General features: G+C 36.8%; 14 protein-coding genes. 10 read left to right on the top strand and 4 right to left on the bottom strand.

What is annotated here, in order from left to right:
• Positions 1–87 (top strand): IS3 family transposase (locus tag EPJ90_RS08675; protein WP_330932732.1); only part of this gene is annotated, 87 nt, incomplete at its 5' end.
• Positions 88–151: 64 nt separating this feature from the next.
• On the opposite strand, the gene EPJ90_RS01020 is transcribed toward EPJ90_RS08675, so the two are convergent.
• The 3 genes from EPJ90_RS01020 to plsY form a co-directional block, all read right to left on the bottom strand.
• Entirely contained in the window at positions 152–1,849 is a 1,698-nt protein-coding gene (locus EPJ90_RS01020; protein WP_200542444.1) for a hypothetical protein, read from the bottom strand.
• Positions 1,846–2,562, bottom strand: a complete 717-nt coding sequence (locus EPJ90_RS01015; protein WP_161636400.1) for an ABC transporter ATP-binding protein — start codon at positions 2,560–2,562, stop codon at positions 1,846–1,848. Before EPJ90_RS01015 ends, EPJ90_RS01020 begins: the two co-directional genes overlap by 4 nt.
• Before the next feature lie 98 nt (positions 2,563–2,660).
• Entirely contained in the window at positions 2,661–3,263 is a 603-nt protein-coding gene (gene plsY / locus EPJ90_RS01010; RefSeq protein ID WP_200542443.1) for a glycerol-3-phosphate 1-O-acyltransferase PlsY, read from the bottom strand.
• Positions 3,264–3,393: 130 nt separating this feature from the next.
• Between plsY and parE the strand changes: the two genes are divergently transcribed.
• The 9 genes from parE (at position 3,394) to EPJ90_RS00965 (ending at position 13,127) form a co-directional block, all read left to right on the top strand.
• Positions 3,394–5,304 carry a DNA topoisomerase IV subunit B gene (gene parE, locus EPJ90_RS01005; RefSeq protein ID WP_125164448.1) on the top strand — a complete coding sequence of 637 codons (1,911 nt, stop codon included), beginning with the start codon at positions 3,394–3,396 and terminating at the stop codon, positions 5,302–5,304.
• Complete coding sequence (gene parC, locus EPJ90_RS01000; protein WP_161636402.1) at positions 5,294–7,762, top strand: DNA topoisomerase IV subunit A; 2,469 nt, start codon at positions 5,294–5,296, stop codon at positions 7,760–7,762. The genes parE and parC overlap by 11 nt, the downstream gene beginning before the upstream one ends.
• A gap of 100 nt (positions 7,763–7,862) precedes the next feature.
• A complete protein-coding gene (purB, locus tag EPJ90_RS00995; protein WP_200542442.1) occupies positions 7,863–9,167 on the top strand; it encodes an adenylosuccinate lyase in 1,305 nt (434 codons plus the stop codon).
• Positions 9,157–10,179 (top strand): GTPase, encoded by a 1,023-nt coding sequence (locus tag EPJ90_RS00990; protein WP_200542441.1) that lies wholly within the window; start codon positions 9,157–9,159, stop codon positions 10,177–10,179. Before purB ends, EPJ90_RS00990 begins: the two co-directional genes overlap by 11 nt.
• Positions 10,179–10,463, top strand: a complete 285-nt coding sequence (locus EPJ90_RS00985; RefSeq protein ID WP_125164452.1) for a YhbY family RNA-binding protein — start codon at positions 10,179–10,181, stop codon at positions 10,461–10,463. The genes EPJ90_RS00990 and EPJ90_RS00985 overlap by 1 nt, the downstream gene beginning before the upstream one ends.
• Positions 10,460–11,470, top strand: a complete 1,011-nt coding sequence (nadD, locus tag EPJ90_RS00980) for a nicotinate (nicotinamide) nucleotide adenylyltransferase (protein ID WP_161636405.1) — start codon at positions 10,460–10,462, stop codon at positions 11,468–11,470. The genes EPJ90_RS00985 and nadD overlap by 4 nt, the downstream gene beginning before the upstream one ends.
• Positions 11,463–11,801 (top strand): ribosome silencing factor, encoded by a 339-nt coding sequence (gene rsfS, locus EPJ90_RS00975; protein WP_200542440.1) that lies wholly within the window; start codon positions 11,463–11,465, stop codon positions 11,799–11,801. Before nadD ends, rsfS begins: the two co-directional genes overlap by 8 nt.
• Positions 11,782–12,453, top strand: a complete 672-nt coding sequence (locus tag EPJ90_RS00970) for a class I SAM-dependent methyltransferase (RefSeq protein WP_200542439.1) — start codon at positions 11,782–11,784, stop codon at positions 12,451–12,453. Before rsfS ends, EPJ90_RS00970 begins: the two co-directional genes overlap by 20 nt.
• A complete protein-coding gene (locus EPJ90_RS00965) occupies positions 12,450–13,127 on the top strand; it encodes a 5'-methylthioadenosine/adenosylhomocysteine nucleosidase (protein WP_161636407.1) in 678 nt (225 codons plus the stop codon). Before EPJ90_RS00970 ends, EPJ90_RS00965 begins: the two co-directional genes overlap by 4 nt.
• A 52-nt stretch (positions 13,128–13,179) precedes the next feature.
• Here EPJ90_RS00965 and EPJ90_RS00960 read toward each other — a convergent pair whose 3' ends face one another.
• The gene (locus tag EPJ90_RS00960) at positions 13,180–13,704 is read right to left on the bottom strand and encodes a hypothetical protein (RefSeq protein ID WP_161636408.1); all 525 of its coding nucleotides are present in this window, start codon (positions 13,702–13,704) and stop codon (positions 13,180–13,182) included.
• Positions 13,705–13,815 lie beyond the last annotated feature (111 nt).

The raw sequence follows: 13,815 nt of genomic DNA, 5'->3' as shown, positions 1-13,815 counted from the left end.
AACTATTTAAAATATTACAATGAAAATCGAATACAAGAAAAGCTAGGATATCAATCTCCCGTAAATTATCGGTTAACTTCATCCTAACTTGGTTTTTTCTTTAGTCCCAAGGAACTAGGTCAGTTCCTTTCAATCTTAAGGTTTTTTTGTGTTAAAGTGTTTCAATAATTTGTGGAAGTCTCTTTTTAACGAGTTTTTTAATGACCTGATATAGGATAAAACTGAGTAAAATGAGTAGAATTCCAAATGTATAAATAACATGAATCGGGTTAAAATTCATCGCTGCGTAAACAAATCCTCCAATAATCAAAAACGAAGAGAAAAGTGGGATTACAGCGAGAAAGTTTTGTTTAATGGCTTGGGTTTCATTGTCCCATACTAATTTTGGTGAGAAAACGTCTAAGACGATTGCACTCGTGTTTGAAAGGATTGACCCTAAAAATGCACTAAGGACAAAAAGAATGATATACCCAAAATTAAGATTCAAGAAAATCGCGAGCAGGATTCCAATAATCCATGTTGGAATAACCGTTATCAGAGATCCGATCAGAATCTTTGCATGGACCAAGGTCATAAAATCGAGAGGCATTGCTTGAAACTGTTGTAGGGTACGCCCTTCACGCGATATTGAAGTCGCGGTAATCATTCCAACATTCGCCATGAAATAAGATATTACAAGACCAATAATAAAAACGAGCGCAAATTTAACCGAAAAGGGTTGAGTGTAAAATTGTAATGTCATGATTTCTTGAACGGTCTGATTTATTTCCGACAAGGATACTGGGGACTTGGAGACCCCAATTACAAATGGAATCACAAATGATACCGGTATAATAATCAAACCTGCGAAATAGTTTGTTGTGAATGTTGGGGTTCGAAGAATATTTCGAATGTCGTATCTCATGATGGCACAGAGTGCAGAACGTTTCTTTGTTGATTTATTAAACGCTTTAGTTGTGAGTGCTGTCTTTTTCGAACTTGCTTCATCAATTCCAATAACGCCTTTAAAATATAGTTTTTGCACAAGCGTAACACAGAGGAAAGGACTGAGTATAGAAATTAAGATTCCAAGAAACAACTTTCCATAATCTGCATAAACAACACCTTGTGAGAGCAGTGGTATTGTAGGGAAAATGCCATTCATGACTTTAAGTAAGGCGTTATCACCCGATGCAATACTGGTCATGATTTTTGATAAGAAGTCGGCACCGCCGGTTCCGGATGTTTGACCAAGAAAGGCCATACCAAGCCCCAATACAATACCGAGCAACGTTGAGACATAGGTATAAACGTCTTTATTTTTGAAAAATGGAATAAAGGTCAAGACGAGAATCATAAAGATCAATGATAGTGTAAATGGAATTATCGGAATCATCAGTGAACTCACGATAAATCGGATTATAAATAAGAAATCTGGTTTAACATTTACCATATACGCAATTGCGAAAGGAATAAAAATAACTGCAGCGCTGAGATACATCGTGATCAAACTCGCAATAAATTTTGAAAAAAGAATATCGGCAGCACGAACGGGTAGCACTAAATAGCGCTCAATATCTTTTGAAAAATAAAATATCCCTGGAACGATGAGAATGCCCATAATTAAGATATAAATACTAGCACTCGCAAATAATGTATGGATTGCTATTCCAGGCTGTCCTAACGAAACTGCAGATTTAATAAGTGCATTCCAAAGAAAGAATACAATTCCACCGAGATAAATGAAAAGAAAGCCAAATAAGAGAAACATATATTTTGAATTTTTTTTCTTTTTGGTTGAGAGTTGCTGCGTAAAATCATAAGTCGTTGTCTTCAACATTATTTTTGTTAGTGTGAGAATTCGACTCATTTTGTAAGCTCCAAGAAGATTTCTTCAAGTGAAAGTTGATTGTAGTTAGATTTCAGTGACTCAAGGGTACCTGTATAGACAATCTTACCGTGATTGATGATAACGACTTTATCGCATAATTTTTCCGCAACTTCAAGAACATGGGTTGAAAAAAATACCGCGCCACCGTGTTGAGCATGTTCACGCATGGCTTCTTTTAAAATATAAGAAGATTGTGGATCAAGTCCGGTTAGGGGTTCATCCAGGATGAGTAAGTAAGGATTGTGTAGAAGAACGCCAATCACCATAATTTTTTGTCGCATTCCATGTGAGTAGGATAGAAGTTTATCATTCAACGCCTGTTCCATCCCCAATAGGTGAGTATAGTTTTGTATTCGTTGTTGGCGATCTGTTTCATTGATGTTGTAAATGTCGGCAATAAAATTGAGATATTCAATCCCTTTCAGTTTTAAAAAAGCATTGGGATCATCAGAAACATATCCAAACTGTTGTTTTGCTTCAATCGGTTGTTCGCGGATGTTTAAATCGTTGAGTGTAATCGAACCCGAGTCCGGTGCCAAAATGCCTGTAAGCATTTTAATTGTCGTTGTTTTGCCGGCGCCGTTTGGTCCAATAAATCCAACAATTTCTCCAGAATTAATCTGAATGGATACATCATCAACAGCTTTATGGGACCCATTATAGGTCTTTGTGACGTTCTTTATATTTATCATAATCTTCTCCTTGATCATAAGATGTATTAATTATATCACTATTTTCACTATTTTCAATATCTTCACCAAAGTGGATAAAAATAGAGGGAATCATCCCTCTACATCCATGTAATTTTTCGTTCGGTTCCGTCTTTAATTCTTTGAATATTCGAACGATGACGGTAAATAACAATTATTGCAATAATTGTGAACGCAATGGTTACTTGAATGTTATCTTGTGAAATACCAAGAATAACAACTGCAGTAATAATTGAAATCATCGCGGATAGTGAAACCATTTTAGATAAGTACAGTACTGCAAAGAAGATGAGTACAGGTACGATAAAATGCAGTACAGGTCTTTTTGTCACAAGAATTGAAATCCCCAATAAAAATCCCATAGCGGTTGAAACGGCTTTTCCACCTTTAAACTTAGCGAATATTGGAAAACAATGACCCAATGTTGCGAAAAATCCAGCGTAAATCGTTGCATCTGGGAATAAGAAATTGGTGATAACCATTGCGATGGTTGCTTTTAAAACATCTAAGACCGCAACGGCAACGCCAGCTTTCGCGCCCAAAGTTCGCCCAGCATTTGTTCCCCCAAGATTTCCAGAACCGTGTTCACGGATATCGGTATTAAAAAAAAGTTTTCCAATGACTAATGCATTTGGAATGGATCCTAAAAGATATCCAAGCACACTTGCTAATAATATTTCCATAAATTCACCTCAAAATCATTTTACCATGTTCAATGGCAAAGTTAAAAGAACTTTTCATGCTGGTTGAACTTTTAATACTCAAATAATCATTATGTCATGATATAATACACGTTGAGAGGAGTTGGAGAGCTTGAGTACACAAAATTATTCAGCTTCAAGTATTGAAATTTTAGAAGGTCTTGAAGCTGTAAGAAAACGCCCTGGGATGTACATTGGATCTACCGATTCACGTGGTTTGCATCATTTAGTATGGGAAATTATGGATAATGCGATTGACGAAGCGCTTAATGGTTTCGGAACGACAATCCGTTTAAATATAGAAGATGATATGACTGTTTCGATCCGAGATGAGGGTCGAGGAATGCCGATTGAAACTCACACAAGTGGTGTTAGTGCATTGCAGGTCATTTTTACTGTGCTTCATGCCGGCGGAAAATTTTCAGAGGCAGGTGGATACAAAACAAGTGGAGGTCTTCACGGAGTTGGTGCATCTGTTGTAAATGCGCTGAGTGAAGAAGTTAATGTAAGTGTATTCCGTAAAGACGGAACTTATAATATGACGTTTAGAAATGGTGGTAAAGAAATCGAACCCCTTAAAAAAACAAGTGATCGGGGTCCGATTGGAAGTCGCGTTCGTTTTAAAGCTGATCCAACTATTTTTAAAAATTCAAAATTTAGTTTTGATACCATTTGTGAACGTGTTCAAGAGAGCGCATTTTTACTACAAGGGATTCAGTTTATTGTTACGGACGAGCGTGTCAATATCACACGAGAATATCGTTATGAAAAAGGACTTGAGGCCTTTATGGAGTATATTCATGAAGATCAAGAAGTATTAAATGATGTTATTTTACTAAATGGTTCTGATCAAGGAATTTCAGTTCAAATTGCATTGCAATATAATGAAGGCTATAACGAAGACACCTATTCATACGTTAACTTGGTTCGAACCCATGATGGAGGGACTCATGTTGCAGGTTTTCGTTCTGGATTTACGAAAGTCATCAATGAATGGGCTCGTAAACATAACCTTTTAAAGGAAAAAGAAAAGAATTTTGAAGGAAATGATGTTCGTGAAGGGCTTTCTGTCATTCTATCAGTAAGTATTCCTGAGAATCTTCTTCAATTTGAAGGACAAACAAAAGGGAAATTAGGAACGCCTGCCGCAAAAGGTGTTGTTGATGCGGTAATCTCAGAGCAGTTACCTTACTACTTGGATGTTCATCATGAAGAAGCTACAAAGATCATCACTAAAATTCAAAAAGCTTCGCATGCCCGTTTAGCGGCTCGTAAAGCACGTGAACAGGCACGAAATGGAAAACGAAATAAGATTGAACGTATTTTGTCAGGAAAACTTGCGAATGCTCAAACGCGAAATAAAAACAAGAATGAATTGTATTTAGTCGAAGGGGATTCAGCGGGTGGTAGTGCTAAGCAAGGACGTGATAGTAAATTCCAAGCGATTCTACCGTTGCGTGGTAAGGTTTTAAATACGCAAAAGGCAAAATTTGAAGATATTCTCAAAAATGAAGAATTAAATACAATTATTCATTGTGTGGGTGCTGGTGTTGGGAAAGATTTTGAGTTAAAAGATTGTAACTATAATAAAATCATTATTATGACCGATGCGGATACAGATGGTGCTCATATTCAAGTGCTGCTTTTAACCTTTTTCTTTAGACACATGCGTCCGCTTGTTGAGGCAGGGTATGTTTATATTGCGCAACCGCCGCTTTACCGTGTTAAATCCGGTAAAAATGTCCATTACGCTTATACTGAAGAGGAATTGGATGCATACCGTAAACAGTATGGTAAGGTTGAACTTCAACGCTATAAAGGACTCGGGGAAATGAATGCGGATCAACTTTGGGAAACCACGATGGATCCAGCGAGCCGTTCGTTAATTCAAGTTCAAATCGATGACTTTTTAGTCGCTGATAAACGTGTCTCCGTACTTATGGGTGACAAGGTTGATGTTCGTCGCGATTGGATAGAACAAAATGTCGCATTTACGTTAGAGGAGGATCCACATGTCGCATGATTCATTAATTAAATTACCGATCGAAGACATCGTTGGTGAACGCTTTGGCCGGTATTCTAAATACATTATTCAAGAACGTGCGCTCCCAGATGTGCGTGATGGATTAAAACCTGTACAACGTCGTATTTTATATGCGATGTATCATGATAAAAACTTCTATGATAAACCATATCGAAAATCCGCAAAAACAGTGGGTCTTGTTATTGGTAATTATCATCCTCATGGAGATAGTTCAGTTTATGAAGCAATGGTTCGAATGTCTCAATCATGGAAGATGAATATGCCCTTGATTGATATGCAAGGAAATAATGGTAGTATTGATGATGATCCCGCAGCTGCGATGCGATATACAGAAGCTCGTATTTCAAAATTGTCTCAAAAACTTCTTGAAAACATTGATGAAGACGTCGTCCCTTTTGTACTGAACTTTGATGATATGACGACTGAGCCTTCCGTTTTACCAGCACGATATCCAAACCTTCTTGTGAATGGTTCGACAGGGATTGCGGCTGGATATGCAACCAATATACCGCCATTCAACCTTAATGAAATTATGGATGCTTCAATTTATCGCTTACATAATCCAGAGTGCGGTGTAGATGAAATCATGACTATGGTTCAAGGCCCTGATTTTCCAACAGGTGCCATTATTCAGGGTAGAGATGGAATTGAAGATATTATTCGTAAAGGAAAAGGACGCATTGTAGTTCGCGCTAAGGCAGATATCGTAGAAAATAAAAGCATGAAGCAAATTGTTATTACCGAATTACCTTATGAAGTGATTAAGTCTAATGTTGTTCGTAAAATTGACGAATTGCGTTTTACTAAAGCCAGTGAGGGATTTGGTGATGTGATGGATGTCCGTGATGAATCCGATCGTACAGGGTTACGGATCGTCATTGACTGTAAACGTGATGCTAATGTAGAAAGCATTCTCAATCTTTTCTATAAATACACGGAATTACAAGTTTATTACAATGCGAATATGGTTGCGATTGTTGATCAACGTCCACAGGTTTGTGGTCTTTTAGAAATTCTTGATGCCTACTTAAAATTTAGACAAGAAGTTGTGCTTAACCGTAGTAAATATCGTTATGAACAAAAAGAAAAACGATTACATATTCTTGAAGGGTTAATGAAAGCAACATCAATACTTGATGAGATTATTGCAGTCATTCGTCGTTCAAATAACCGCTCTGAATCACGCAATAATATCATGGCCGAGTTTGGATTTACCGAAGCGCAAGCAACCGCAATCGTTGATTTACAACTGTATCGTTTATCTTCAACGGACATTAATGCCCTTCGCGATGAATTCGCAAAACTGGCAAATGAATTAGAATATCTCGATTTAGTCATTAACAATATCGATATGTTAAACAATCTTATTGTTAAAGAATTCATGGAAATCAAAGAAACTTTTGATACGCCACGCAAATCATCAATAGAAGCGGAGATTTCAGAACTTGAGGTCGATCACCTCAGTCTTATTACAAATGAAGCGGTTATGGTTACCGTCTCGCGTGATGGATATCTCAAGAAAGTGTCATTACGTTCATACGGTTCAAGTCAAAAAGATGTGATAGCACTTATGGATGAAGACATGCCAGTATTTAGTTCAGAAGTAGAAACAACCGATTATCTCGTCTTTGTAACGTCTAAAGGTCGATATGGCATGATTCTTGTGCATGAAATTGATGAGGCTCGTTGGCGTGATACGGGTTCACACATTAACCAATACATGAAATGTGATCCAAATGAAAAAATCATCAGTGTCTTTACATTAAAATCGTTTGATACCTATCAATTTATCGTGACATCAACAGCATCGGGTATGGTGAAGAAAACAGCCATTTCAGAACTTGAAGTTAAGCGTACAAATCGACTTTACGATGTCATGAAGTTAGGGAAACATGATGAGTTGGTGGGTGCTGTCATTACTTCGAATGAAGATCATTTACTACTTGTAAGTAAAGAAGGACAATGCATGCGCCTTGATCTCTCAGAAATTAATCCAATTGGTTTGCGTGCTAAAGGTGTTATTGGAATGAAACTCAAATTAAATGATCGCATTGTCTCGACAATAGGATTATCGGATGAAAGTGACGTTGTTTTCGTATCAGATCGATTCCAAATGAAACGTATTAAGGCGCAAGATATTGCAATCAATAACCGTGCAACTCAAGGGACTTCAATTGTGAAAACGGTTAAGAGCAATCCGCACTATTTAGGTGAAGTTTTTGTGGGTAATATACAAGATCATATCTTAATATATAATGACCATACATCAATTATTTCAATTAAAGATGTGCCTATTATGTCATCAGATGCAACATTCTCAACGGTTACGGATGAAAAAGATTTCTCAATACTGAGACCGCTTGTTCATGTTGTAAAGGTTGCGTTTCCTAAATCAGAGGCGAAAAGCATTGATGAACCTTTGAAACTTGATTTATAATTATGTATAATTGTAGGGTAGAGTTATTACGTTCGACCTTACAAAACCAAGTCTGGCGGTTGTATACTTCCAGACTTTATTATTTCAATTAGGAGGTTTTATGATTAATCGGTATTCAAGAGATGTAATGAAAACAATATTTAATGATCAATTTCGTTTTGAAGCGTGGCTAAAAGTTGAGATCCATGCTGCAGAGGCATTCAATCAATTGGGCGTTGTTCCTGATAATGATTTAAAAGCATTACAAGAAAATGCTTCCTTTGATATCAATCGAATTTATGAAATTGAAGCGGAAACACGTCATGATGTTGTCGCATTTACCAGAGCCGTAAGTGAGACACTGGGTGATGAAAAACGATGGGTTCATTACGGCTTAACGAGTACTGATGTTGTTGATACGGCATATGGATATATTTATAAGCAAGCAAATGATATCCTGGAACAAGGTCTTATTGATTTTATTGAGGTGTTAAGACAACAAGCCATTCGCTATAAAGATACTCCATGCATAGGACGTACGCATGGAATTCATGCTGATATTACAAGTTTTGGCTTAAAGTTTGCGCTTTGGTATGATGAGATGAATCGAAATTTAACGCGCTTTCAAAGTGCACGTAAAGATTTAGAAGCAGGTAAAATTAGTGGTGCTGTTGGAAATTTTGCGAATACAGATCCTTATGTACAAGATTATGTATGTGCGCAATTAGGCATTACGTCCACAAATATATCAACCCAGGTACTTCAGCGAGATCGCCATGCATTCTATATGTCGACACTGGCATTAATTGCGACAAGCATTGAAAAAATTGCAACAGAAATCCGACACCTTCAACGAACAGAAGTTGGTGAATTGGAAGAATTCTTTAATAAAGGTCAAAAAGGATCTTCTGCGATGCCTCATAAACGAAATCCAATCAGCAGTGAAAACATGGCGGGTTGTGCACGTGTGATACGTGGCTATATGATGACATCCTTCGAAAACGTCGCATTATGGCATGAGCGTGATATTTCACATTCCAGTGCGGAACGTATCATTTTCCCGGATGCAATCACCTTATTGGATTATATGTTGCATCGATTTACACGAATTGTTGCGAATTTAGTTGTTTATGAAGACAAAATGATGGATAATATCAACTTGACACACGGTGTTATTTTTGCACAACGTGTAATGACAACATTGATTGATAGCGAGGGATTAAGTCGAGAAGCGGCGTATGATTTAATACAGCCACTTGCAATGGAAGCATACAATACGCATACATCGTTTTTGGATGTGCTTCTTAAAAATGAGAATGTTTTAACATTGATGACTGAAGATCAATTAAAAGAGTGTTTTGATTTAAACTACTTCTTAAGAAGAGTTGATACCATTTTTGAAAGGGTAAATATATATGGAAAATAAAAAATGCGTTGGTTGTGGTTCAGTCTTACAAACTGAAGATACAATGGGACGTGGTTACGCGAAATCAATTGAGAATGATTATTGTCAATCATGTTTTCGTTTAAAGCATTATCGCGATTTTAAACGTGTTAAAGCTGATGTTAATGATGGAACAACGCTTGAGTTTATTGAGCGTTTTGATGGCCATATTCTATGGGTTTTAGATATTATGCATTTAAATCAAAGTATGCACACAGGGTTGCTTCGTGCATTAAGAAATAAAAGTGTTGTACTTGTCGTGAATAAGCGTGATCTTTTACCGAAGTCTGTTTCAAACAACAAACTTACAAATGCAATTATGCGTGCACTGAAAAATGAAGATGTATCGTTGATGGATGTTGTTTATGTTTCAGCCTTGAAAAAGAATACACTTGAAGCGTTGACACCATACTTGGAGGATGCTCCGTGTGCGTTTGTAGGATGTGTCAATGCAGGGAAGTCTTCTTTACTCAATGCATTAATGGGAAAAAACGATTTATCGGTATCGCCGGTTGCATCCACAACTGCGGATGTGTTACATATTGAAACGGAACATTACGATGTTTACGACACACCGGGATTAAGCAATGAAACTGAATTGCTCTCTAAGTTTACAGATGAGAACTTGGTGATGTTAGCGCCACAAAAAACACTGAAACCTGCTGTATATCAATTATATGAAAAACAAACGATTTTACTGGGGAATCTTGGGGCAATCACGGTTACTCCTAAGTCACACGTTCACGTTGTTTCATATCTTCCATTTGAGCTGAAACGGATAAAACCGGAACGGTTGGAAGCAAATTTTGAATTGGACCATGATTTTATGATTCAAAATCCTTCATACCGTAAGAAAAAATGGCCGGTAACGGATAAGCACATTGATATTGAAATTTTCGATGTTGGATTTATCAGTATTCAAGGTGAGTTAAAAGAATTAGAGACTCGTTTCGATAAAGAAGCGGAAGTCGTAATCAGAAAGGCGATCATTTAATGTTAAGTAAAGATCAAAAAAAAGAATTAAAACGTATTTCTCATGAAGAAAAAACAACTGTATTTATTGGAAAAAATGGATTAACTGAAACTGTTTATGAAACGTTTGAGACATCTATGTTAGCTCACAATCTTGTGAAGGTAAGTATTCAAAAAAATTCAGATGTTACAATTTTAGAAGCAATTGAAGCATTTGAAGATCGATTTAGTTGTGATTTAGTAAGTAAAATAGGGCGCGTTGCAGTTTTCTATCGTTACAGTAAAAACGGACGAATTAAAGTTTGAGAAAAATAATCTTGTTTGGCGGGAGTTTTGACCCCATTCATGATGGCCATTTAACGATGGCGAAGCACGCCCTAAAACAACGTAATGCGGATGAGCTTTGGTTTATTGTCAGTGCACAAAATCCGTTTAAAGAAGGAAGTTCCGCATTCCATCATCGATTTGAGATGGTGAAGTTGATGACTCGACCTTTTAAAAAAATGAAGGTTCTTGATCTAGAATCGAGAATGCCTTTACCCTCGTACTCAATCGATACCGTAAGGGTATTAAAAGCCCAGTATAATGATTGTGAATTTGAGTGGTTAATTGGTTCAGATCAACTGCCGACTTTAAATCAATGGAAGGCATTTGACGAACTACGTCAACAGGTACAATTCGTCATTTATTCACGCGATTCAAATGTTGATACGCAATTTCCACGTGTCATCGGTCCAGTTCTACCGATAAGTTCGACTGAAATTCGAAAAGGTTTCATTACCAAGACGGCACCATGCGTCCTTCAATACATGACGGAACGTGGTTTATATCTCGACGAAATTTTACGGAATCGTGTGTCAATGCGACGATATGAACATGTATTAAGAGTAAAAGATCTCGCATTAGAAATTGCAGCTGTACATCATGTTGATGCGCATCGCGTTGCGCTCGCATGTATGATTCATGATTTGTGTAAAGAAGATTCTGATGAAATCTTACTTAACATCATGAAGGCAACGTTTCCCCATCATATCGATTTGCATTCTGCATTTTACCATGGTTTTGCGGCAGCGTCAGAATTATCAAAAAAATACTATGTGCGAGATAAACAAGTATTAAATGCTATTAGAGGACATGTTAATGGTGCTTCGACTCATAAAATTGGAATGATTTTATATATTGCTGATAAATGTGAGCGAGGCAGAGGCTATGACAGTGAACCTTTAATATCTTTATCAAAACGTAATTTAGTTGAAGGATTTCAAGAAGTGAAAAGGGCACAAGGTGCCTATCTAAGGAGAAATAATGAATAATTTATTAGATGTAATTGTGAAAACAATTGACGAAAAAAAAGCAAATGACATTGTTACAGTTGATTTTAAACGAGAAAATCCATTATGTGACTATTTTGTAATTGCGGATGCACCAAGCGTTCGCCAACTTAATGCTATTGCTGAGTTTGTTGAAGAAGCGATTGAAAAAGAAGGATATAAAATTCGCAGTATTGAACGTCAACATGGTTCAACCTGGATTCTTATTGATGCATACGATGTAGTAGTTCACCTGTTTTTAACTGAGGAACGTGGCCACTACAACTTAGAAAAACTCTATCAGGACTATATTAATGAAAACGTATTACGATAGTCTTTTTTCCTCAAAAGAAGGTACTCAGTTATACAAAGCGTTTGTTCGAAAACATGCTGTTGGTAATACCCTTTTAGAAATGGCATGTGGAACGGGTGATTTGCTTCATGAACTTGATGATTATTTTGATGTTAAGGGTGTTGACCTCGATGATTCCATGCTCGCGTTAGGGTATGAAAAGTATCCTGAATTAGCCAATAAAATGGTTCAAGGTGATTTTCTTACGTATGAAGATCAAAAAACGTATGACACACTTATTTGTGTTGGAGACAGTCTTAATTACATATTAACTGAAGAAGATTTATTAAACTTTGTTGAGCGAAGCGTTGCTTTATCATCCAATATTATTTTGGATTGTCACCATCCCTATCGCTTAAATGAATTTGCCGATGATTACTATGAAGAAGGGTCAACCGATACCTTTGATTATGCATACCAAATTGAAGTGGATGGATCTCATTTAGTTCATGTCATTAATTTTTTAGATGGAACCTTTGACAGTGTTTATCAATGGGTATTTGATCCACAAATTTTAATTGATGCGTATGAAAAACATGGTTATTCTGTAAAAATATATACGGACTTTAATCACAAGGGGATTTGTGATGAGGGTGAGAAAGTAATGCTTGTCATTACAAAGGAGCGCTTATGATTCTCATTATTGGTGCGATGCAAGAAGAAGTTCAAGCATTGACGTCACTTATGTCGGGGGTAACATCGAGCAATGTTGCCGGTATTGATGTTTATATGGGTGTCTTGTCTCGTCAAGAAGTGGTTGTTGCACAAAGTGGTGTTGGTAAGGTTAATGCTGCTTACACTGCTTCTTGTTTGATAGGCATATACAATCCGCATCTTGTCTTGAATATTGGAAGTGCCGGTGGATTAAAAGCTGATCAAAAGCATGGTGATATGGTTGTGGCAACACATCTTCAATATCACGATTTGGATATTGGACCGGGAACCGACACGGACCCACGCTTTATTTTTAAAACAGATTCAAATCTTTTCCAAATTGCAAAACAAACTCTTGAAAGCATGGGAAAACGTTTCCATGTTGGATTAATCGTTTCGGGAGATCAATTTGTGACAAAATCATCACAAGCTTTCCTTAACATCCAAAAACATTTCTCAGATGCAATTTGTGTCGAAATGGAAGCGACTGCGATTGCTCATGTGTGTTATCGAAGTCAAACACCATTTATCGTTTTAAGAGGGCTCTCTGATGTTACACATGATCCTGAAAACGATCTCGATTTTGAACAGTACTTACCTCTTGCAAGTAAAGTGAGTGCGATGTTGTGCCAACAATTTATTCTGAATTTGTAAAAGAAAAAGTACGAGATGATCTCGTACTTTTTGATTGCTATCGTAAGATAGTTTATGATTTTTTGCTTTCGATTCCATAAGGACCAGTCCAAAGACCGTTATCGAAGAACCATGTTTTTAAATCATCGCTTGTAAAGGGATTATCTTGTTTAAATACAAGTGTTGACTTAACATCAACTTTATCCTTTTTAGCTTCAATTACGACAAATGCAGGATATTTCTCAACACCCAATAATTGTTTTAAGCGTGTTACTGAGATGTTTTGAGCATCAGACATATCAATCGTTGTAATTTCAGGTGTGGGACGTACTTCTTGTTCTGTTGTTAAAGGGGCAAGTAATGCATCTTCAACATAATCGGAGTCGGAATTACCATCTTTTAGTAAGAATACGTGTTGTCCTGGATTATCATTTAAAAATGTCTGAATTTCATTAAGTTTAATAACCGTTTCGCTTTTAGGCATACCGGTACTCAGCGTTAGAGCACTTGTTTTTGGTTTGAATTGATCGTATAAAACGACAAATAATGAAACGAGTGCAACTGCAGTAAACGCAATTAGAATAATTCGTTTTCGCATATTTCCTCCTAACGTAGCCAATAAAAGAATAGCACTTTGTTCAGAGAAAATCAAATTGTAGGATACATCTTTCATGTTTCATCATATTACGGTATAATAAGTTCATATGAG

Source organism: Erysipelothrix sp. strain 2 (EsS2-7-Brazil), from assembly GCF_016617655.1.
Taxonomy (GTDB): Bacteria; Bacillota_I; Bacilli_A; order Erysipelotrichales; family Erysipelotrichaceae; genus Erysipelothrix; species Erysipelothrix piscisicarius.
The sequence above is the reverse complement of the archived record's forward strand: the minus strand, read 5'-3'. Positions and strand labels throughout refer to the sequence as shown.